At 71.6% G+C, this 20698-nt stretch carries 15 protein-coding genes, 2 tRNA genes and 1 pseudogene; 9 read left to right on the forward strand and 9 right to left on the reverse strand.

The window, feature by feature from the left end; translation table 11 throughout:
- Nucleotides 1-129: 129 nt before the first annotated feature.
- The 4 genes and pseudogenes from ACZ5GP_RS14550 to ACZ5GP_RS14565 all read left to right on the forward strand — a co-directional run.
- A pseudogene (locus ACZ5GP_RS14550) lies at nt 130-1041 on the forward strand (bifunctional MaoC family dehydratase N-terminal/OB-fold nucleic acid binding domain-containing protein); the annotation flags it as partial.
- Between the two features lie 581 nt (nt 1042-1622).
- Nucleotides 1623-2789: a lipid-transfer protein gene (locus ACZ5GP_RS14555; protein ID WP_468751165.1), complete on the forward strand. Its 1167-nt coding sequence runs from the start codon at nt 1623-1625 to the stop codon at nt 2787-2789.
- 52 nt (nt 2790-2841) lie between these two features.
- Nucleotides 2842-3732 carry a DUF1906 domain-containing protein gene (locus ACZ5GP_RS14560; protein ID WP_468751166.1) on the forward strand — a complete coding sequence of 297 codons (891 nt, stop codon included), beginning with the start codon at nt 2842-2844 and terminating at the stop codon, nt 3730-3732.
- A 202-nt stretch (nt 3733-3934) separates the two neighbouring features.
- Nucleotides 3935-4516 (forward strand): SigE family RNA polymerase sigma factor, encoded by a 582-nt coding sequence (locus ACZ5GP_RS14565; protein WP_468751167.1) that lies wholly within the window; start codon nt 3935-3937, stop codon nt 4514-4516.
- Nucleotides 4517-5333: 817 nt separating this feature from the next.
- Here the strand turns inward: ACZ5GP_RS14565 and ACZ5GP_RS14570 are convergent.
- The gene (locus tag ACZ5GP_RS14570) at nt 5334-5768 is read right to left on the reverse strand and encodes a hypothetical protein (protein ID WP_468751168.1); all 435 of its coding nucleotides are present in this window, start codon (nt 5766-5768) and stop codon (nt 5334-5336) included.
- 158 nt (nt 5769-5926) lie between these two features.
- On the reverse strand, nt 5927-6388 hold the full coding sequence (locus ACZ5GP_RS14575) for a hypothetical protein (protein ID WP_468751169.1): 462 nt from the start codon (nt 6386-6388) through the stop codon (nt 5927-5929).
- A gap of 420 nt (nt 6389-6808) precedes the next feature.
- Here ACZ5GP_RS14575 and ACZ5GP_RS14580 point away from each other — a divergent pair, with 420 nt between their 5' ends.
- Nucleotides 6809-7117 carry a hypothetical protein gene (locus tag ACZ5GP_RS14580; protein ID WP_468751170.1) on the forward strand — a complete coding sequence of 103 codons (309 nt, stop codon included), beginning with the start codon at nt 6809-6811 and terminating at the stop codon, nt 7115-7117.
- Nucleotides 7118-7122: 5 nt separating this feature from the next.
- Here the strand turns inward: ACZ5GP_RS14580 and ACZ5GP_RS14585 are convergent, their stop codons facing one another.
- Nucleotides 7123-8118 (reverse strand): Rmf/CrpP fold protein, encoded by a 996-nt coding sequence (locus tag ACZ5GP_RS14585; protein ID WP_468751171.1) that lies wholly within the window; start codon nt 8116-8118, stop codon nt 7123-7125.
- Between the two features lie 664 nt (nt 8119-8782).
- Here ACZ5GP_RS14585 and ACZ5GP_RS14590 point away from each other — a divergent pair.
- A complete protein-coding gene (locus ACZ5GP_RS14590) occupies nt 8783-9289 on the forward strand; it encodes a hypothetical protein (protein ID WP_468751172.1) in 507 nt (168 codons plus the stop codon).
- Nucleotides 9290-9608: 319 nt separating this feature from the next.
- On the forward strand, nt 9609-11258 hold the full coding sequence (locus ACZ5GP_RS14595; RefSeq protein WP_468751173.1) for a long-chain fatty acid--CoA ligase: 1650 nt from the start codon (nt 9609-9611) through the stop codon (nt 11256-11258).
- A gap of 57 nt (nt 11259-11315) precedes the next feature.
- Here the strand turns inward: ACZ5GP_RS14595 and ACZ5GP_RS14600 are convergent, their stop codons facing one another.
- Both ACZ5GP_RS14600 and ACZ5GP_RS14605 read right to left on the reverse strand, forming a co-directional pair.
- A complete protein-coding gene (locus ACZ5GP_RS14600) occupies nt 11316-16286 on the reverse strand; it encodes a PAS domain-containing protein (RefSeq protein WP_468751174.1) in 4971 nt (1656 codons plus the stop codon).
- A 262-nt stretch (nt 16287-16548) separates the two neighbouring features.
- Entirely contained in the window at nt 16549-16968 is a 420-nt protein-coding gene (locus tag ACZ5GP_RS14605; protein WP_468751175.1) for an SSI family serine proteinase inhibitor, read from the reverse strand.
- Nucleotides 16969-17204: 236 nt separating this feature from the next.
- Here ACZ5GP_RS14605 and ACZ5GP_RS14610 point away from each other — a divergent pair.
- Both ACZ5GP_RS14610 and ACZ5GP_RS14615 read left to right on the forward strand, forming a co-directional pair.
- A tRNA-Ser gene (locus tag ACZ5GP_RS14610) sits at nt 17205-17295 on the forward strand.
- Between the two features lie 243 nt (nt 17296-17538).
- Nucleotides 17539-17611, forward strand: a tRNA-Arg gene (locus tag ACZ5GP_RS14615).
- A gap of 76 nt (nt 17612-17687) precedes the next feature.
- Here the strand turns inward: ACZ5GP_RS14615 and ACZ5GP_RS14620 are convergent.
- The 4 genes from ACZ5GP_RS14620 to ACZ5GP_RS14635 are packed head-to-tail and all read right to left on the reverse strand — an operon-like array spanning nt 17688 to nt 20698.
- A complete protein-coding gene (locus ACZ5GP_RS14620; protein WP_468751176.1) occupies nt 17688-18914 on the reverse strand; it encodes a site-specific integrase in 1227 nt (408 codons plus the stop codon).
- Nucleotides 18911-19117 (reverse strand): helix-turn-helix domain-containing protein, encoded by a 207-nt coding sequence (locus ACZ5GP_RS14625; RefSeq protein ID WP_468751177.1) that lies wholly within the window; start codon nt 19115-19117, stop codon nt 18911-18913. The genes ACZ5GP_RS14620 and ACZ5GP_RS14625 overlap by 4 nt, the downstream gene beginning before the upstream one ends.
- On the reverse strand, nt 19114-20508 hold the full coding sequence (gene repSA, locus ACZ5GP_RS14630; RefSeq protein WP_468751178.1) for a replication initiator protein RepSA: 1395 nt from the start codon (nt 20506-20508) through the stop codon (nt 19114-19116). The genes ACZ5GP_RS14625 and repSA overlap by 4 nt, the downstream gene beginning before the upstream one ends.
- Nucleotides 20509-20515: 7 nt before the next feature.
- Nucleotides 20516-20698, reverse strand: a complete 183-nt coding sequence (locus ACZ5GP_RS14635; RefSeq protein WP_468751179.1) for a hypothetical protein — start codon at nt 20696-20698, stop codon at nt 20516-20518.

Here is a 20698-nt window from a genome sequence, read left to right on the forward strand (position 1 = left end):
GTGCGCCGGCTCGTGACTCCTCTTGACATGCGTGCGTTAGCTGACGGACAGTCAGAAAGTCGGCGTGGCGGGTGAGGTGCAGCGGGAGGTCGTAGCGACGATGCGGCTCGGCAGGCGGAGGGGGCACCGATGAGCGGCCCGTACGAGGAGTGCGTCGCGTACGAGAAAGGCATCCCGTACGAGGAGTTGCGGGCCTTCGAAGGCCGGCGCGCGGTGGCGGGGGGACTCGGCAAGGATCCGGTCAACTCGGCCATGATCAGGCACTGGTGCGAGGCGATGGGCGACGCCAACCCCGCGTACGCGGGCGCGGAACAGGTGGCGCCCCCCACCATGCTCCAGGTCTGGACGATGGGAGGCCTCTCCGGACACGAGGGCCGTTCCGCCGCGTACGACGAGCTGTGGGCGCTGCTCGACGGCGCGGGGTACACCGCGGTGGTCGCCACCGACTGCGAGCAGGAGTACGCGCGGGCGCTGCGGCCCGGCGACGAGGTCACCTTCGACGCGGTGATCGAGTCGGTGTCGGCGCGCAAGACGACCAAGCTCGGCACGGGCCACTTCGTCACCACGAGGATGGACGTCAGAGTCGGCGCCCGGCTGGTCGGGACGCACCGTTTCCGGATCCTCAAGTACGCGCCGGCGCGGCGAAAGCCCTCGGGCAGGCGGCCGCGTCCGGTGATCAACCGGGACAACGCCGGGTTCTGGGAGGGCGTCGCCGCGCACCGCCTGCTGATCCAGCGCTGCGGCGGCTGCGGGGAGCTGCGTTTTCCCTGGCTGCCCGGCTGCAACTCCTGCGGTTCGCCCGAGTGGGACACGGTCGAGGCGAGCGGGGAGGGCACCGTCTATTCGTACGTCGTGATGCACCACCCGCCCTTCCCCGCCTTCGACCCCCCATACGCGGTGGCGCTCGTCGAACTGGCGGAGGGCGTGCGGATCGTCAGCAATGTGATCGGGGTGCCGTACGACGAGGTGCGGATCGGGATGCCGGTGCGGCTGACGTTCCAGCGGGTGGACGAGGAGTTGGAGCTGCCGGTGTTCCGGGCGTCGGCGCCCTGGGAGGGCGCGAGGTCCGACCCGGAGGCCACGCCCTCGCAGAAACCGCCCTCGCAGGAGTCACCGTACGTACAGAAACCCCCGCAGAAGCAGGACCCTGCGCAGGATCATCCCACCGGAGCCGGCATGAAGGCGGGTGACGAGTTGCCGCCGCTGGAGATCCCGATCACCCGCACCCTGATCGTCGCCGGGGCCATCGCCTCCCGCGACTACCAGGACGTGCACCACGACGCGGAGCTGGCCGGGGCCAAGGGATCCCCCGACATCTTCATGAACATCCTGACGACCAACGGCCTGGTCGGCCGGTACATCACGGACCACTTCGGCCCGACGGCCATGCTGCGCAAGGTGGCGATACGCCTGGGCGCGCCCAACTATCCCGGGGACTCGATGGTGCTGACCGGCAGGATCGGGGACGTCGACGCCTCACCGGAGGGCCGGACGGCCACCGTCGAGGTCGTCGGGTCCAACGGCATCGGCCGGCACGTCACCGGCACCGTGACCGTGACTCTCCCCCCACGAGACGCCGCCCGCCCCGCGCGAGACGCCGCGCGCCCCCAGGGAGGCACCGCATGAGTGTCCACGGGCGCGACGCCCTCGGCGGCAGGGCCGCGATCGTCGGCATCGGGGCGACGGAGTTCTCCAAGGACTCCGGCCGCAGCGAACTGAAGCTGGCCGTGGAGGCGGTGCGGGCGGCGCTGGACGACGCCGGTCTCGCGCCCGCCGATGTCGACGGCATGGTCACCTTCACCATGGACACCAGCCCGGAGATCACGGTCGCCCAGGCGGCCGGCATCGGGGAGCTGTCCTTCTTCTCCCGTATCCACTACGGCGGCGGCGCGGCCTGCGCCACCATCCAGCAGGCGGCGCTCGCGGTGGCGACGGGCGTGGCGGAGGTCGTCGTCTGCTACCGCGCGTTCAACGAGCGCTCGGGACGCAGATTCGGCTCCGGCGTGCAACGGCGCGAGCCCTCGGCCGAGGGCGCGGCGCTCGGCTGGTCCCTGCCGTTCGGCCTGCTGACCCCCGCCTCCTGGGTGGCGATGGTGGCCCGGCGCTACCTCCACACGTACGGGCTGACGCCGGACGCCTTCGGGCAGGTGGCCGTGACGGACCGGAAGTACGCGGCCACCAACCCCGCCGCCTACTTCCACGGGAAGCCCATCACGCTCGCGGAGCACGCCGCCTCGCGCTGGATCGTCGAACCGCTGCGGCTCCTCGACTGCTGTCAGGAGACGGACGGCGGCCAGGCGATCGTCGTCACGAGCGTGGAGCGGGCCCGCGACCTGCCACAACCCCCCGCCGTGATCACGGCGGCGGCCCAGGGGGCGGGCCGGACGCAGGAGCAGATGACCGGCTTCTACCGCGGCGACCTGAGCGGGCTGCCCGAGATGAGCGTGGTCGCCCGGCAGCTGTGGCGCACGTCGGGGCTGGCCCCGGCCGACATCGACGTGGGGATCCTCTACGACCACTTCACACCGTTCGTACTGATGCAGCTGGAGGAATTCGGTTTCTGCGCGCGGGGCGAGGCCGCGGGGTTCGTCGCCGAGGAGCGGCTGCCGCTGAACACCCACGGCGGTCAGCTCGGGGAGGCGTACCTGCACGGGATGAACGGCGTGGCGGAGGCCGTCCGGCAGATCCGGGGCACGTCCGTGAACCAGCTGCCCGGCGCCGCCCGCACCCTGGTCACCGCGGGCACGGGTGTCCCCACTTCGGGGTTGATTCTGGGGGCGGACGGCTGAACGCGGCGCGTCCGCGACGCCTGGAGGAGGGGCGGGGCCCTTCACTCGCCGTATGCGTATCCAAAAACTGATCATGGGACTTGTCCTCATGATGCTGACGGTCCTGACCCTCGACCTGACCGCGGCCCCGCCGGGCACGGCGGCCGCCTCCGAGGCGGAGGCCGTGGCCCCACCCGCCGCCTCCCCGGACACGGCCGTCCCCCCGGCTTCCGCCGCTGCCGCCGCCGGGCCGTCCTTCCGGGGGAAGGCCTTCGACACCTGCGTCGCGCCCTCGCTCGACACGATGCGGCGCTGGCAGCGTTCCCCGTACGGCGCCGTGGGCGTCTATTACGGGGGGCGCGGCCGGGCCTGCAAGACCCAGCCGCACCTCGACCGCGGCTGGACGCGGGCGGTGGACCGGATGGGGTGGGGGGTACTGCCGGTGTACGTGGGCTCGCAGTCGCCCTGTGTCAACGCGCGGAACAAGAAGGGCTACACCATCGGACGCCACCCCTGGAGCCAGGGGAAGCGGGAGGGGCGCGACGCGGCCCGCCGGGCCGAGGCCGTCGGCTTCGACCCGGGCAGCCCGCTCTATCTGGACATGGAGGCGTACGCCTACCGCAAGCCGGCGTGCGCCCGCACCACGCTCTCCTTCGTACGGTCCTGGGACCGCGAGGTGCGCAGACACGGCTACGTCCCCGGTTTCTACAGCAGCGCCGACTCCGGAGTGCGGCACATGGAGAAGGCGCGGCGCTCGGGAGTACGGGATCTGCCGACGGTGATGTGGTTCGCGCGCTGGCGCACCCGCCCGCACCTGTACCGCGAGCCCTCGCTGAGCCCCGACGCGTGGCGTCCGGCGCGGCGCATCCACCAGTACGCGGGGAACGTGAGGGAGCGGCACGCCGGGCGCACGCTGGTGATCGACCGCAACCTGGTGCACGCCCCCGTGGCCCGCATCGGCTGATCGGCCGGACGACGACCCCGACCGGTGACCCCTGAGGGGCCAACCCTCAGGGGCGGATCCTCGGGGGCGAACCCTCAGAGGCGGACCCCACTTCCTCCACCTGTAGGAGGTGGGGCAGGCCCCCCTAGTACAACCTGAGGCGGACACGGCTTCGGGACTTGGGGCCGATCCCAGAAGTAGGGGGCGCTTCTAGCGTGGAGGCATGACCGCATCCAGGGTGTCCGTGTGCACCAGCGCATCGAAGGCCGCGACGCGGGGCACGGGCCCGACGAGGGGCGCGGGCCCCTACGCGTACCCGTCGTTCGCGTCCTACGTACGGGCACGCCAGCCCGTACTGCTGCGCACCGCCCGTTCGCTGACCGCCAATCCGAGCGATGCCGAGGACCTGCTGCAGACCGCGCTGACCAAGACGTATGTCGCGTGGGACCGCATCGAGGACCATCGCGCGCTCGACGGATACGTGCGCCGCGCGCTGCTGAACACCCGCACCTCGCAGTGGCGCAAGCGCAAGGTCGACGAGTACGCGTGCGACGAGCTGCCGGAGCCGGCACTGGCACCCGTCGGGGACCCGGCCGAGCAGCAGGTGCTGCGCGACGCGATGTGGCGTGCGATCACGAAGCTGCCGGACCGGCAGCGGGCGATGGTCGTCCTCAGGTACTACGAGGATCTCAGTGAGGCCCAGACCGCGGAGGTGCTCGGGGTCTCGATCGGCACGGTGAAGAGCGCGGTGTCGCGCGCCCTCGGCAAACTCCGCGACGACCCGGAACTGACCCCGATCCGCTGAGCACGCGTCCTCCGGGCCGCTGGGCGCACCGACCCCATCCGCTGGGCGTGCCGCCTGCGGGCTGCTGAGCAGGGACAAGGGGAGCCGCGCCGGGCAGGAACCGACGGTTCGCTGTGTGGTGTAGCGGCCGATGCCGTCCGGCGGCGCGAGCACGGAGAGCGAGCCGGTTTCCAGGACGGCGCGCCCGGAGCTGCCCCCGGTGCGCTGGACGTGACGTCGTTGCGTAGAGCCTGGTCGTCGTCGATGGGTTCCAGCGGGGGCGACGACCTCGCGGGCGGTGTAGTCGAGGGTGAGGGCCCGCGCTTGTGTGTAGTGCAGGGCGGGGTGCAGTAGGCCAGGGAAAGGGCGTCGCGTTGCTCGTACAGAATGCCGCCGTCCGCGTCTGTGCACTCTTGAAGCAGGGTCGAGCAGGGTCGATGCCGACTGCGCGCCCCCGCGCGTCGCGGTCGCGTTGGTGCGACCGGTGTAGAGGAGAGGTACATCTTCTTCGCGGGCGAGGCGCAGCATGCGAGTGGCGATGGTTTCACCTGCCCACGCATCGATGGCGCCGCCGTAGGCGGGGGTCGTCGCGGTCGGCCACACGCTGATGTGGCCCAGCGCCATGCCGTCGAGCAGGGGACTGAATCCGCCGGGCGGGGACGCGACGCCTGTCGGCCAGCCGATCTTGTCCGGGTACCGGTTGGTGTAGCCGCCGGCGGTGCCGCCGACGTCGGTCCACTCGACGCGCCCACTCGGCGTCGGACCCGTCCTGCCGTACGCGGAACTGAACGCGTACCCACCGGGTCGAACAGATCGTTTCCGGTGCCGATGTTGTGCGTCACGACCTCGCGGCCGAGAACGTCGTTACGGATGACGCGGGTGCCGAGGTTGGTCGACTGGATGTACCAGGCCGCGACAGTGCCGCCCGTGCTTCGGATGCACATGACGGTCCGTAGCTCCGCCGGCGCAGCGGATCGTACCCGCCGAGGGTGGTCTCGTCGGCCTGTGCCTGGGTGATGAGGTCGCCGTCGACCTTACGCGCGGCCAGTACTCCGAACTGGCGGCGGACCTCGGCCTCGGGGTCTCCGAGGGCCGTAAGGCCGGCTTTGTCAGTGATCTCGACGGCCTTGCCGGCTTCCTTGATCACGGCCTTGGCTGCGCTGGTCGACATGCCACCGGGGCCATAGATGTGGGCCTCGTCGAGGTTGCCGAGGTCGCCGAGGGCGCCCCAACGAACGGGGGAACTCGATCTTCGCGCCAGGGGCGCCTTCAAGGGTGTTGTCCTCAACGACGGCGGCCGATCCGGCGACGCGGACCTTTCCCCGGAACTCGGTCTGGGCGATGTCGCCCCAGACCTCGGGAAAAGATCATCAGTGCAGAGGTCTTCTTCGCCATGGTGGTGTGCTCCTTTTCCGGCGCGGGCGCCGGGCGTTATGGGGGCCCGGCGCGCGGCCGCATGGAGCAGGACCCGGCGAGACGCCGGTAGGTGTCGGGATCGGTCTGGAACAGTTCGGTGCGCTCGGCGTAGGGCATGGCGGCGAACTGGGCGGCGGTGACGGCGCCCGGTCCGGCGCTGCTGAAGTCGGCGCCGCCCTTCGGCGCGGTCCGCGAAGCCGCGGCGAGGTGCTGGTGCGTGGCGAGAACGCCCTCGATGGCCTGCTTCACCGCGCCGCTGTCGGACGGGTCGACGCCGGACAGTGCGTGCATGGCGGCCTGCGAGTCGAGCAGGCGGGAGACATCGGCGCCCGCTTCCGGGGCGGCGGCAATCACAGCCGTCTGCAAAGCGAGCTGCTGCGCCGCGCCTTGGTCGTCGGTGACGGCGCGCTGTGCCCACTGCGGGAGGCGGGCGGTCTCGCCCTCGACCGACGGCATCGGCTGCTGGGAGGCGGACACGGGCGGGGTCTGCGGGGCGGTCGGCTGCTGCGACTGGGCGGTCTTGATGAGCTTCTACGCCCGCTCGGGAAGTGCGGACACGTCGCCCTGGCAGGCTCCTGCGGCGGGGCCGACGGGGGTTGGCCGGGGGGGGGGCGCGGTCGGCGTCGGCGGGGTGACCGGGACGGTCGCGGGGGCGCCGACGGGTTCGGGTTCGGATCAGTCACGGGTGCACTCCTAGCGTTTTCGACCCGCTCTTAGCGGGCAAGACGGCATGCGAAAGGTTGCCGATTTGGCGGCTGGTGGAATTTGTGTGCGCGCTGCATGCAGGGTGGGACCCATGCAGGTGGGCGCGCCGGGACACGAAAAGGCGCCGCCGATTTAGCGGGTTCCGAATTCTCGGGGACATTCGGGGGGCGAGGAATGTTCGAATTCGCGCTCATGACCAGCACGACGCCAATATGGGAATGGCCGCTTCGGTACTGGGTTGTAACACTCGCCAGTTGGGCGATAGTGCTGGCCATGACCTCGTCCCGGAAGAGCAATTCAAGCGGTAAAGGGACCCGCCCGTCCAGGTTCCCTAACCGTGGCGCCCCTAATACGTTCCGCTTTGGCGCTACTTCCGGCGACGAACAGAACCCAACCGCATCAAACGCGGCAAGGGAAAAAACTCCATTGCTGACGAAGCTCGCCGAACTCTCCGGCCTGGCCGCCTTAGTTGTGGCACTGATAGACCTGATCTTCAAGTAGGGCGCCTACGGACGTTGCCCCTGATCAGAAAGCGGGCGCTGTTGCGCGTAGCCGCGAATCCACGCGGTACGCAGCGTCGACGCGCTTGGGTACGGGCAGGCGGTCGGCGGGTCGCCGTGGTCCCCTGCCTCCCGGCCTGCGGTGACTGCTTTGACGATGTCCTCGCGCGTGCCCATGGTCCTCTTGTTGTGGTGGTCCGACTCGTTCTTACGGGCGCCGCCGGCCCACCGCTGAGCCTTGCCGGTCGCCTGCTCGATGAACTCGGCCTGAGCCAAGCGGCCGCGCTCGGCCCACCATTCTTTCCGCTCGTCGGACGCGCGCGAGTACGCGATCCTTGCGGGGGCGGCCAGCGCGGCGAACGTCTCGTCATCGGCGAGGGCGCCCCACTGCTCGGGATCGGGTGCGGGCGCCATGGCCTCGGTGAGGGCGTCGCGGTCGGCGAGCAGGTCGTCAACGGCGTTGCCGGTGTCGGCGGTGGCCGGTAGCTCGACGGCGTTGCGGCGGTCGATCTCGGCGGTGATGCGCGGGAGTTCGGCGGTGTCGGCGTACTGCATGGCCCATGCGAGGTCGTCGTCGCCCACGCCCGACAGGTCCGCGAGCAGGGTCCCGCCGGAGAAGAGGCGGATGAGCAGGTCGCGGCGGGCGGCTTCGGCGGCGATGGCGGCGGCGTCCGGCGCGTCGCGGTAGCGGCCGGCGAGCTGCGCGTCGGACAGGCCAACCAGTTCGAGCTGTACATCCGGGAGTTGTCCGGCGCGGTCGCGGCGGTCGGTCTCCGCCATGATCCGCACGCGGTCGAGGTCGTCGACGTGGGCCCAGGTACGGGCGAGGTCGTCGTCGGACAGGCCGAGCAGGTCATCGACCAGGTGCCCGCCGGGGGCGGCCCGGGCGAGCAGAGCCGCGGTGTCGCGGCGGTCGGCCTCGGCCTCGACGCGGCGCCGTGCGCGGTCGTCGAGCGGTGTGCGGAGTGCAGCGGCAAGTTGGTCGCCACTCAGCTCCCGCACGGTCGCCTCGTCATCCGACCGCACACGGGCCCGCTCGACCTGATCCGGCACCGGCGGGGCGGCGCCGCGGGGAGATTCCCCGCCCCTTCCTGCTCGCGGTGCCTGAGTCGGCGTAGGCCCGGGTGGATGGGTACATCCTCACTCCCCCACTTTTCCGCTATTTAGGGCGAATGGCCCGTTCCGCATCGTGTGTGATGCGTATCACGTGACGGGGTTAAGGAGTGCCGCCCGGGAGTGTGAGACTTCGCCGCCGAAGGTGCCTGATGTGGGGATTGCTAGTTTCCCCCTGTGTCATTGTCCCTTATAAGTTAACGCAGAACCAGCAGGTCAGTACATTATATGGGTCAATGGGTGGCCGCTCGAACATGGCGAGGTCTGTCTTTCGCTATGGTTCTCGGCATGGGAATTGAAATCCACTTGGCCGCATTTCCTGTCCCGCTCTTCGGGCTGCTGTCTCTCCTTCTCGCATGCGCCCTTTCGCATCCGAACCCGACTGTCAGGGCGAGGGCTGAACGGATCTTGACCAGCTTGTTCGGAGGCGGCGGAACGCCCTACCCGTAGAGGCTCTCTGTGGGGGAGGGTGGGTACCCCGGCTCCGGTCTCCGCCAGGATCGCGGAGACTTCCGCCTTTGCCACGGCGTCGTCCCATTCGGGGTGAAGGATCTTGACCTTGATCGAGGGTGGTCGCGGTGGCCTGCTCGCTCTCGGTGACGCCGTCGCCGAACTCGACGCGCGGGCACTCCGGTTGGATGGCCCGACCGAAGTGCACGCGGTCGAGCTGCAACAGAACGTGCAGGATGTGAGTGAGGGGCTGGCGCGTGTACCCGGCTATCTGCTTCCGGGTGACGATGGACAGGGCGTCGCGGCTGTCGACCTCGGTCGCGGTGATCGGGGCGCCGTTGGCGTCGAGGCCGAACGACTGTGCCGAGTAGTCGGCGGACTGGACGGCTTGCCGGGTCAGAGCCTCGCTGGTCCTCTGGTGCTCGTCGACCCTGATCGCGAACTGAGACAGGGTGATGCCGCTTCCCTCGTTGGGCGGCATCTTCAGGGAATGCCAGACCTCGCGATCGTCGTCGAACGACGCGCCCTGTCCTGCCCCCTGATGATCGCGGAGGTATCCCTCAGGGACGATCAACCGGGCGCGGGCGAGGCGGATGTCGCGCATCCATGACGTCCACACGTCGTCGAGGGCGTCGAACTCGTCCCTGGTGCCCTGGAAGTTGCTATGCCCCACCGGGCTCGACCGGTGCAGTCGGTCGGGTCCGATGTTCGGCACGTACGCGAACGTGAGATCGGTGATGCCGATCTCGACCCCAGGGAGCGCGGGCCACACCGTGGAGATTCACCCAGCGTGGGAGCCAGACCCGTGGCCGGCGCCTGGGAGTAGGAAGAGGAAACGAGCTACCCAGAGGTAGTGACATACCGCACGGTATGTGCGCAGAATCTCTCCACGCCGTCGCGCCATGGCGACGCCCACCGGGAGGCATGCCGTGCAGAGCACTATGCAAGACGTTCCCCTCACGATCAGCCGGATTCTTGAACACGGCCGACGTGTACACGGCCAGTCGACTGTGACGACGTGGACAGGTGAGGCGGAACCCCAGCGCCGCACGTACGCCGAGATCGGCGACCGCGCCGCACAGCTCGCACACGCCCTACACGATGACCTCGGAGTGACCGAGGGAAGTGTTTTGGGAACGATGATGTGGAACAACGCCGAGCACGTCGAGGCCTATTACGCCGTGCCCTGTATGGGCGCCGTCCTGCACACCCTGAATCTGCGGCTGCCCGCCGAGCAGCTGACGTGGATCGTCGCGCACGCCGCCGACCGCGTCATCATCGTCAACGGCTCCCTTCTCGGCCTGCTCGCGCCGCTGCTCTCCCGGATGCCGAGCGTCGAGCACGTCGTGGTCTCGGGGCCCGGCGACCGCTCCTTGCTGGCGGGCGCGCGGGCCCAGGTGCACGAGTACGAGGAGCTGATCGCCGGGAAGCCCACCGGCTACGACTGGCCCGAGCTGGACGAGCGCGCCGCCGCCGCCATGTGCTACACCTCCGGCACCACCGGCGACCCCAAGGGCGTCGTCTACTCCCACCGCTCCATCTACCTCCACTCCATGCAGGTCAACATGGCCCAGTCGATGGGGCTGACCGACGCGGACACCTCCCTGGTGGTGGTCCCGCAGTTTCACGTGAACGCGTGGGGCCTCCCGCACGCCACCCTCATGACCGGCGTCAACATGCTGATGCCGGACCGCTTCCTGCAGCCCGCCCCGCTCGCCGAGATGATCGAGACGGTGCGGCCCACCCACGCCGCCGCCGTCCCCACCATCTGGCAGGGCCTGCTCGCCGAGCTGACCGCGAAGCCGCGTGACGTCAGTTCGCTCACCCAGGTCACCATCGGCGGCGCGGCCTGCCCGCCGTCCCTGATGAAGGCGTTCGACGCCCTCGGCATGCGCGTCTGCCACGCCTGGGGCATGACGGAGACGTCCCCGCTCGGCACGATCGCCCGGCCGCCGGCCCACGCGGTCGGCACCGACGAGGAGTTCGGCTACCGGCTGACGCAGGGCCGCTTCCCCGCCTCCGTCGAGGCCCGCCTGATCGGCCCCGGAGGCGAACACCTGCCCTGGGACGGCGAGTCGGCCGGCGAACTGGAGGTGCGCGGTCCCTGGATCGCGGGCGCCTACTACGGCGGGGTGGGCGGCGAGAGCCACCGGCCCGCGGACAAGTTCAGCGAGGACGGCTGGCTGAAGACCGGTGACGTCGGCGTGATCAGCTCCGACGGCTTCCTGACCCTCACCGACCGCGCGAAGGACGTCATCAAGTCGGGCGGCGAGTGGATCTCCTCGGTCGAGCTGGAGAACGCGCTGATGGCCCACCCCGACGTCGCCGAGGCCGCGGTGGTGGCCGTGCCCGACGAGAAGTGGGGCGAACGCCCGCTCGCCACCGTCGTCTTGAAGGAGGGCGCGACCACCGACTACGCGGGTCTGCGCGCCTTCCTCGCGGACAGCGTCGCCAAATGGCAGCTCCCCGAGCGCTGGGCGGTCATCCCCGCCGTCCCGAAGACCAGCGTCGGCAAGTTCGACAAGAAGGTCCTGCGCAGGCAGTACGCCGCCGGGGAACTGGACGTCACGCGGCTCTGACGCCCCGGGGCGGGCGGGACCGCCACCGACCGACGTGCGTCGCCTGCGCGGCGTACGTCAGTTGGTGCCGATCTTCGCCAGCAGGTCCACGATGCGGCTCTGCACCTCGGTGCTCGTGGAGCGCTCCGCGAGGAAGAGCACCGTCTCGCCGGCCGCGAGCCGCGGCAGCTCCGTCTTGTCGACGGCGGCGGTGTAGACGACCAGCGGAGTGCGGTTCAGCTGCCCGTTCGCGCGCAGCCAGTCGATGATGCCGGCCCTGCGGCGGCGCACCTGGAGCAGGTCCATCACCACGAGGTTGGGACGCATCCGCGCCGCGAGCGTCACGGCGTCCGCGTCGCTCGCGGCCCGCCCGACCTGCATGCCCCGCCGCTCCAGCGTGGCGGTCAGGGCCAGCGCGATCTCCTCGTGCTCCTCGATGAGCAGGACCCGCGGCGGGTGCTGCTCGCTGTCGCGCGGCGCGAGGGCCTTCAGGAGTACGGCGGGGTCGGCGCCGTACGCCGCCTCGCGCGTCGCCTGGCCGAGTCCCGCCGTGACCAGCACGGGCACCTCGGCGGCCACCGCGGCCTGGCGCAGCGACTGCAACGCCGTGCGGGTGATCGGCCCGGTCAGCGGATCGACGAACAGCGCGGCGGGGAACGCCGCGATCTGGGCGTCGACCTCCTCGCGCGAGTGGACGATCACCGGTCGGTAGCCGCGGTCGCTGAGCGCCTGCTGCGTGGTGACATCGGGCGCGGGCCACACCAGGAGGCGGCGCGGGTTGTCCAGCGGCTCGGGCGGCAGTTCGTCGTCCATCGGCCGGGGCTGGGGCCGGTTCGCGACCTCGACCGCGCCTCCGGGGCCGTCCAGCGGCTCCGGGCCCTCGTCCGCGTTCCGGTCCGGAGCGCCTATCGCGTACGAACGTCCGGCGCCCTCCGTCGGCGAGGCGAGCCGGGACTGGGGGTGCCCGGGGGGCGAGGTGTGCGGCTGGGGCTGCGGGTGCGGCCGCGCCGAGTTCTCGGGGCGGTCCTCGCCCGTCGGCTCCGGGGGCGTGGCCAGCCGGCGCCGGCGCCCGGAGCCGCCGAGGGTCTGCGACTGCGGCGGGGCGGCGGGGCCTTCCTGGGGGGCCTGGGGGCCCGGTGCCTGAGCCGGGATCTGGCCAGGGGCCGGGTGCGGCGCCTGCGGCATGGCGGCCGCGGCGGCCTGATCCGGCTGCGGGGTCCGGGGGGTGCCCGTCGGACGGCCCTGCTGTTGTTCGGGGAGCTGCCGGCCGAACGGCACGCCCTGTCCGAGCGTCCGCACGCTGAAGGCACGCCCCTGCGTCGAGTTGGGGTCACCGGGCGCGGCCTCGGCGGGCAGCGGCTGGGCCGCCCTCGGCTGCGCGCCGTGCTCGGGCGGCAGCGCCGTGTCCGCGGGGGGCGTCACCACGCCCTGGGCGGGGGTGCCGGAGGACGGCGCGCCGCCCTGCGCGGGCACGCCGGTGGGCGGCGTCGTGCCGTCGGGCCAGGGCTGGGGAGCGGGCAGCGGCCCCGGCTCGGCGGTCCGGTGGCCGCGCTGGGCGCCGGGGGCGGCGGGGATGCCGTGGGCGGGCGTGCCGGGACTGCCCGGGGCGGGGCGGGCCGGGGCGGGCGGGGGCGTGGGGGCGCTCGGGGCCTGCGGTGTTTGGGGTGCCTGCGGGGCCTGTGGTGTTTGCGGGGTCACCGGGCCGGTGGGAGCCGTGGGGCTCTCCGGAGTCGGCGGCTGCGGGGCGACCGGTCGGCGGGAGCGGCGACCCGCCGGGGCCTGGAGGGGATGCGGCTGCGCCGGGGTCTGGTCCTCGCCCGCGCCGACGGGCGTGGTGCCGGGCGCGGTACCGGGCACGACGGGGGTTTGCGGGGCCGTGCCGTGCGCGGGGGTGCCGTGGGCGGGAGTGCCGTGCGGAAGAGGGCCCTCTGGTACGGGGCCGCCATGAGGCGCGGGACCCTGCGGAACGGGGCCGCTACGCGGAACCTGACCCTGCGCCACCGAGCCGCCGTGCTGCCCGGTGCCCGTGACACCCGGAGCAGCCGGGTACGTCGGTCCCACGGCGCCCGTGTCGACGTCGCCCTGAGGCACACCCTGGGACCCGGGTGCCTGGCGCGCGGGGGCCTGATTCACCACGGCATGGCCGACGCCACCTCGCCCCTGACCCTGCCCCGGAACCTGGCCCTGACCCTGCCCCGGAACGGGGACCCGCCCTTGGCCCTGGGCCTGCCCCGGAACCTGGTCCTGGCCCGGCACGGGCACCCGCCCCTGGCCCTGGCCCGGAACCGGAACCTGCCCCTCACCCAGGCCCGCGCCCGGGCGGAGCCCGATGAGGTCCTGGTCCACCACACCCTGGGCCGCGGCGACCGCGCCCTGGTTCAGCACAGCGTGGCCCAGCGGGCTCACCGCCCCGTGAGCGGCACGCACCTGGGCGGCATGCTCCTGAACGGCGTGTGCCTGAACGGCATGCTCCTGCACGGCGTGCACCTGAGCGGCACGCTCCTGAGCGGCACCCTCCGCACCGGAGGGGACGCGATCGGCCGCGGCCGGAGGCAGCGCGAAGACGCGCCCGCTGTTCGCCTCCTCGGCGGCGGCCCGCTCCTTGGCGGCGGCCAGCGCGCGACGAGCCCGCCGCCCCGTGGGCCGCCCGGTCTCACCGTGACCGGACTCCACGGCGGCGAGTTCCGCGCCGGGGGCGCCGCCGTACGTCTCGGACGGCCCCGAGGCCAGCGCGGGCAGCGCGTGCTGCTCCCCCGCCCGCCGTGCGCGCCGCCCGGTCCCGCTCGCCGGGACCGGAACGCCCTGCGGCGGGACGGTCTGCCCCAACGCCGCCGACCCGGCCGCGTGTTCGGCCGCCGTCATCACGGAGCCCTCGGCGGCACTCGGCCGCCCGCGCCGCCGCCCCGTACCGCCCGAAGGGCCCGCGTCGGCATCGCTGCCCTCATGGGCGGCACCCTCGGAAGAACCGGCGACAGAGCCCGGGCCGGACTCGGAAACAGGGGCAGAGGCAGCATCAGGAGTCAGGCCGGAGGCCGCCCCCGGGACGGGAGCCGGACCGGCGGCCGCCTCTGCCGCACGCCGCCCCCTGCGCCGCCCCGTACCGGTCGCCGCGGCGGGCATCCCGCTCTCCGTACCGCCGGCTCCACCGGGGCCGTCGGCGACCTCGGCGGCACCCGGGGCCGCCGGAACCGGAACACCGCTCTCCAGGAACGAGTCCACCGAGGGACGCCGAGCCCGCCGGCGCCCGCCACCGGCGGAGGGCGCCCCCTGCTGGGGCACCGCGACCGCGCCGGAACCGGCCTTCTCCGTAGGGCTCGCCCCGGAACCGGCGCTCTCCGTGGAGCCGCCGCTGACCGGTACTTCGAGGACGTACGCGCTGCCGCTCGTGCCCGGCACCTCGTGCGTCTGGAGTACGCCTCCGTGGGCGCGCACGATGCCGCGCACGATCGGCTCGTGCACCGGGTCCCCGCCGGCGTAGGGCCCCCGCACCTCGATGCGGACGACCTCGCCGCGCTGGGCGGCGGCCACCACGATGGTCGAGTCGACGTAACCGCCCGCCGTGACGGCACCGACGTCCGCGCGCGTGTTGCCCGTCGCGTCGATGCCCGCCACGTCCGCGACGAGGTGGGCCAGCGCCGTGGCGAGCCGCTCGGCGTCAACCACGATCTCCATCGGCGGTGCGTGCACGGCGAACTGCGCCCGCCCCGGCCCGATCAGCTCGACCGCGCCCTCCACGCCGGCGGCGACGACCGCGTCGAGCATGGCCGTCGTGAGGGAGAGTCGCTCCTCGCCCGCGTCGAGCCGCTGGAAGCCGAGGACGTTGTCGACGAGCGTCGTCATCCGCGCGTATCCGGCGGACAGGTGGTGCAGGACCTGGTTGGCCTCGGGCCACAGCTGGCCCGCGTCGTCCGAGGCGAGCGCGGCGAGTTCGCGGCGCAGCTCGTCCAAGGGGCCGCGCAGGGAGGAGCCGAGGACGGAGAGCAGCTGCTCGTGCCGGGCGGACAGCGCCTCGTACCGCGTCGTCTCGCGCTCGGCCAGCTCCTCGAAGCGGTCCTTCTCGCGCTCGGCGAGCGAGGCGTACCGCTCCTTCTCGGCGGCGAGTTCCTCGGCCCGCTGCTCCTCGGCGGCCTTGATCTCCTCGGCGCGCCGCTCCTGCGCCGCCTTGATCTCCTCGGCGTGCCGTTCGGTGAGCGCGCGCAGTTCCTCCGCGTGCCGGGTCAGGGCGGCCTCGTGCTTCTCGGCCAGCTCGTCGTAGGGCCTGCGGTCGGTGAACGTCATCACCGCGCCGACCAGTTGGTCCCCGTCGCGCACCGGTGACGTCGTCAGGTCGACCGGGACCTTGGCGCCGCTCTTGGACCACAGGACCTGCCCGCGCACACGGTGCTTGCGGCCGGAGCGGAGGGTGTCGGCGAGCGGGGACTCCTCATAGGGGAAGGGTTCGCCGTCGGCGCGCGAGTGCAGGACCAGCGGATGCAGTTCCCGCCCGCCGAGGTCGCTCGCCCGGAAACCCAGTATCTGGGCGGCGGCCGGATTGACGAGGACGACCCGGCCGTCGGTGTCCGTGCCGACGACGCCCTCGGCGGCGGCCCGCAGGATCATCTCCGTCTGCCGCTGGGAGCGCGCGAGTTCGGCCTCGGTGTCCACGGTGCCCGAAAGGTCCCGTACGACGAGCATGAGCAGTTCGTCGCCCGTGTACCCGTGGGCGTCGTACGCGTGCCTGCCGTCCTCCAGCGGGGAGCTGGTCACCTCGACGGGGAACTCGGTGCCGTCCGTGCGCCGGGCGGTCATCCGGGTGGGCTTGGTGCGCCCGCGCTCGTCGATGGTGTCCGGGCGCCGCATGGAGCCGGGGATGAGCCGGGAGTCGAACTCCGGGAGCAGATCGAGCAGACCGCGTCCCACGAGGGCGGTACCCGGCGTCTCGAAGGCCTCCAGCGCGATGGCGTTGGCGTTCACGACGGTGCCGTTGGCGTTGACGAGCACCAGGGCGTCCGGGAGCGCGTCGAGTATGGCTGCGAGGCGAGCAGCGCCTCGGGATGGCCTGCTGCTCACGACGACGCTTCCTCCCTGGTTACCGCTGCTTGCCGACCCGCTCAGGCCATCTTGCCCCTCGGCCCGTGGCGTGTCACGGGAGGGAGTCTACGGGGCGCGGTTGCCGGTGCGGCGCCGGATGAGAGGGAGGTCGCACGCAGACCTTGTGAGTTTTCGGTACCGCCCAGGTCACGGGAGGGCGCGGTGCTCCCCCTCTTCTCATGTCCTCGTTCCCCTGTACTCGCGCGGTGGAGTGGCGTTTGTACGCGCGCGGTGAGGGCGTTCACGAGGTGCGGGGGAGCACGGGGGCCATGCGGTCCCAGCGCGAGATCTCGCAGCCGTCGCCACGGGAGTACGTCGCGTCGACGGGGCGGCCCTGCCACGTGCCCTTGATGTGCGCGGTGGCGGGACCGCCGTACTGCATGGTGCACATCGTGTCGGGCGCCACCGGTGCGAACGGGTCGGTGCCGTAGACGGTGACCTCGTCCAGCCGGGCGCACGCCTGGGCGGCGGCCGGATGCGTGCCGCCCGTGGGGTGGCACTTCAGTTCGTACGTTCCCTCGCCGTCGCCCCCCGAGTCGGAGACGGTGATCGTCAGCCGGTCGACCGGGGTCTCGGCGTGGTCGGTGGCGTGCGCGGTGACGGGCGTGACGGAGAGCGCGGCGGCGGAGGCGGCGGCGGTGAGAACGAGGCGGCGCAGCATGAGAGCTCCACGGGTTCGTCGGTCGTCGGTACGGGCGGGCCGACGGGTCGGTCCACCGCCTTTAACGCCGCTCGCCGCCTTACGTTGCGGGGTGGCGCCGCCGGACCGCCGGGCCGGGCGGCGGCTTTGCCCTGCGGGCCGCGCGGCTAGTACCGTGGAGGACGCGATTGGTGGCACGCCGCCTGGCTGTGTCATCATCTGCACGCACCCCCGCGCTCGCGCAGGATGTGCAAGCTGGAGGCGTCGCCTAGTCCGGTCTATGGCGCCGCACTGCTAATGCGGTTTGGGCCTTAAAGCCCATCGAGGGTTCAAATCCCTCCGCCTCCGCGCTGTGAACCCGAAGCCCCGGTCGTCCGCGACCGGGGCTTCGGTCGTTTCCGGTGGGACTTCGATCGTTTCCGGACGCGGTCCGGCCGCGTCCGGACGGTCCACGGCGGGGCGACCCTGGCGCTCCGAAGGCTGTTTCCCCAGCTCAGAGGCGGTTTGGGAAACGGATTTCGCCTCACGGCGCAGGTCATGTAATGTTGTTCTCGCAACGCCGACGGGGCAGAAAAAACCCCGGAAGCACAAGCACTCGTAGCTTAACGGATAGAGCATCTGACTACGGATCAGAAGGTTGCAGGTTCGAATCCTGCCGAGTGCACACAGGTGAGAGGCCCCCGGAGATCATCCGGGGGCCTCTTGCGTTGCCCGTACAGCAGCGAAGTACCGCAACCGCGCTAACCGCTGCCGTCCATCGCGCCGGACAGTTGATCAAGTGCCGAGCGCACCTCTTCCTCGCTCGCCTCCGCGTAGACCTCCATCGTCATGGCGATCTGCGAGTGTCGAAGGATGCGTTGCGCCACCTTCGGGTGCACCTTCAGGGCGACCAGGAGCGAGCTGCATGTGTGCCGGGTGTTTCGCAGCGGGATCACACGCAGGCCGGCGCGGCGAGCCCGGAGCGCGAACATGCGGGTCATGTTGCCCGGCTCGATCGGGGTGCCGTACTTCGTCGTGAAGATCAGGCCGTGACCGTCCTGCCAGGCGTCACCGGCGGCGCGACGGTCGCCTTCCTGCTGGGCGCGGCGCATCCGGAGAGCCTTCAGGCACAGCGCGGGCAGCGGCAGGAAGTCGTCCGAGTCCTCCGTCTTGGTCTCACGGTGCAGGATCTGGCGGCCGGCGCGCTGGATCTGGTGGTCGACGTACAGCTCGCCATTCTCGAAGTCGACAGACTTCCACGTCAGGCCGAGGACCTCGCCACGGCGCAGGCCGAGGCAGAGCACCAGCATCCACGCGGCGAACAAGTGATCGTCCCGGGCAGCGGCGTCGGTGAGGAACTGGCCGGCTTCCGCGACGGACCACGGCTTGATGCGTCGGCGGCGCGGCTTCGGCACCTTCACCAGAGAGGCGACGTTCTTACTGATCTCTTCCTCGGAGACCGCGTGCGTCAGGGCCGCCCGCAGGGCATCGCGAGAAGCCTGGATGACCCGGCGGGACGGGTACGCCTCACAGCACTCCCCGACCGCGCAGCACTTGCGGCGAGCCGGGGCCCGCTTCGCGTCCTTGCCCTGAGCGCAGCACTGACAGACGGTGGCGAGCTTGGTCAGCCACTCCCGCACGTCCCGGACGGTCAGCCGGTCCAGCCGCTTGGTTCCGAGGTAGGGGGCGATGTAGAGGCGCACGCAGCCCTCGTACGAGATGTACGACAGTGGGGCGAGGTTCGGCTTGACGATCGAGTCGAGCCAGTACGCCAGGAAGGCGGAGACGGTGCGGTGCCGAGTGGCGACCGGCCCCTTCTTCGCCTCCGCGTGGAGGTTGAGCCACTTCTCGTGAACCTCTTCGCGCGTCTTGCCGTAGGCGTACTTCCGGGCCCGTTTGCCGTCCGGCTTGGTTACCCAGACGTAGGCGGCGAAGCCGTTCTTGTACGGGTAGATCGAGCCCTCACCGTTGCCGCGCTTGCCGCTCATGCCAGCACTCCTTCGGCCTCGCGGGCACGGCGTTCGACGTATTCGTCCACGTAGCGGGGGAGGATTCGGCGGTTGCGGCCATCCTTGATGGAACGGATCTCACCGGTCAGTACGAGCATCTTGGTCTTGGAGAGGCCGTAGCCGAGCATCGCCGCGACCTCCGCCGTGGTGTACCACTTCCGTTGGATCACTACCGTGGTCATGCGACGGCTCCTTCCGAGGGCCATTCGTCTTGCAGGGCTTCGCGGGCGAGTTCACGGTTCTGGGCGATGTCGCGGCGGATGTTGGCGGCGAGCCAGGATTCGCCGGGGGTGTGGCCGTGTCCGGCGTAGGTCCAGTGAGCGAGGGTGAGCGTGGTCGCCTCGGGGTGCTCGTCGGGGTCGGGGAGGCCGAGGGCGGCGCGTTGTTGCGCGGTGCGGTAGTTGGCGCGGACCTGTCGGAGGGCGCCGAGGGTGGTGGAGTAGCGGCGGGATTTCGAGCTGAAGTGGCCGCGGAAGCCGAGCATGTGGGCCCAGTCGCGGAGCTTGCGGTCCGGGTAGAGGGCGTGCAGGTCGAGGCATGTGGCGATGAGCCGGCCGGGGTGGTCAGGCACGCCGAGTAAGGTCAGGGCCTCTTTGTTGCCGATGCGGCGGTCGACGGTGCCGGTGGTCTCGGCGGCTTTGGTGGCGTACTTGGCGACGTAGGAGGCGACGGCTTGTTCGGTGAGGTCTTCGCCGTTGCCGAAGGCGCCGATGGGTTGCACGTCGAGTTGGGTGCCCCACCGCAGGGTGCGGGCCGGTTGGCCGCCGGCCGGGGGTACGTCGACGGTGACGCGTACGGCTGCGGCGTGGATGGCGTCGGTGAGCAGTTGCAGGGTGGCCCAGTGCGGGGGCGGGGTGTCGGGTCCTTCGGGTCCGTCGAAGCGGATGACGGCATGGAAGTGGACGGCACCGCGCTTCTGGTACTCCGCGACCTTGCCGAAGGAGAGCCGGGACTGTTCGCGAGCGGCCTTCTGCGTGAGTCCGGCCCGCTTGGCGATCTCGCGGCGCAGGTAGATGGTGAAGAAGCGCCACAGTTCGGAGGCGTGGTTGTTCCACAGCACGGCGCCCGCGTAGTCGTAGGTCTCGGGGTCGAGCGGAGTGCCCAGCTCCGGGACGTCTTCTGGGTGGCGGGTGCCACAGCGGCAGGGACGGTTGCCGGGGCGGTTGTGGACGGGGCCGAAGCTGGGGGCCGTGAGGGTGGCGAAGACGCGGGGGTGATCGCGCACGGTGTGCGGGGTGCCCTTGGTGGGGTCACCGGTGAGTCCGGCGCGGATCAAGTGGTAGGTGTCCCCCGCATAGGTCCAGGCGCAGGAGGGGCAGCGGGAGGCGCGGCGGTTTCCACAGGCGATCCGCAGCCGGCCGCCGGGTTCGGCGTCGGTGGAGTAGGAGAACAGCGCCTGGCCGGTGGCGCGGTCGCGGGTGACGGTCGTGCCTTGCAGGTGGATCGGGTCGGAGCAGCCGCCGGTACGGCGGATCTGGTCTTGGAGGCGGTCGAAGCCGGGGGAGCCGGCCACCCTGAGTACGTCGGTGAGGGTGGCCGGGTCCAGGCCCGCCATGGTGGCGGTGGCAGTCATGCTCGGGTCACCGTCCGGCGCGGGTGAGCGCGGCGGCCGGGAGGGCGTGGCCGGTGCCGTTGCAGGGGCGGCAGGTGGCCGTGACGGTCACGCGGGTGCCGTCGCGGTGGCGGTCGCCGGTGGTGATGGCGGCGGTGGCGAAGCCGTCGCAGTCGCGGCAGATGCGACGGGCAGGGGTGAACTGGGCCAT

The sequence above is a fragment of the Streptomyces sp. NPDC031466 genome (genome assembly GCF_055581265.1).

What these genes read in the sequence shown, in the direction of transcription:
- ACZ5GP_RS14555 (WP_468751165.1), top strand. Translation starts at nt 1,623, where the DNA reads ATGAGTGTCCACGGGCGCGACGCCCTCGGCGGCAGGGCCGCGATCGTC.
- ACZ5GP_RS14560 (WP_468751166.1), top strand. Translation starts at nt 2,842, where the DNA reads ATGCGTATCCAAAAACTGATCATGGGACTTGTCCTCATGATGCTGACG.
- ACZ5GP_RS14565 (WP_468751167.1), top strand. Translation starts at nt 3,935, where the DNA reads ATGACCGCATCCAGGGTGTCCGTGTGCACCAGCGCATCGAAGGCCGCG.
- ACZ5GP_RS14580 (WP_468751170.1), top strand. Translation starts at nt 6,809, where the DNA reads ATGACCAGCACGACGCCAATATGGGAATGGCCGCTTCGGTACTGGGTT.
- ACZ5GP_RS14605 (WP_468751175.1), bottom strand. Translation starts at nt 16,968, where the DNA reads ATGCTGCGCCGCCTCGTTCTCACCGCCGCCGCCTCCGCCGCCGCGCTC.
- ACZ5GP_RS14620 (WP_468751176.1), bottom strand. Translation starts at nt 18,914, where the DNA reads ATGAGCGGCAAGCGCGGCAACGGTGAGGGCTCGATCTACCCGTACAAG.
- ACZ5GP_RS14625 (WP_468751177.1), bottom strand. Translation starts at nt 19,117, where the DNA reads ATGACCACGGTAGTGATCCAACGGAAGTGGTACACCACGGCGGAGGTC.
- repSA (WP_468751178.1), bottom strand. Translation starts at nt 20,508, where the DNA reads ATGACTGCCACCGCCACCATGGCGGGCCTGGACCCGGCCACCCTCACC.
- ACZ5GP_RS14635 (WP_468751179.1), bottom strand. Translation starts at nt 20,698, where the DNA reads ATGGCCCAGTTCACCCCTGCCCGTCGCATCTGCCGCGACTGCGACGGC.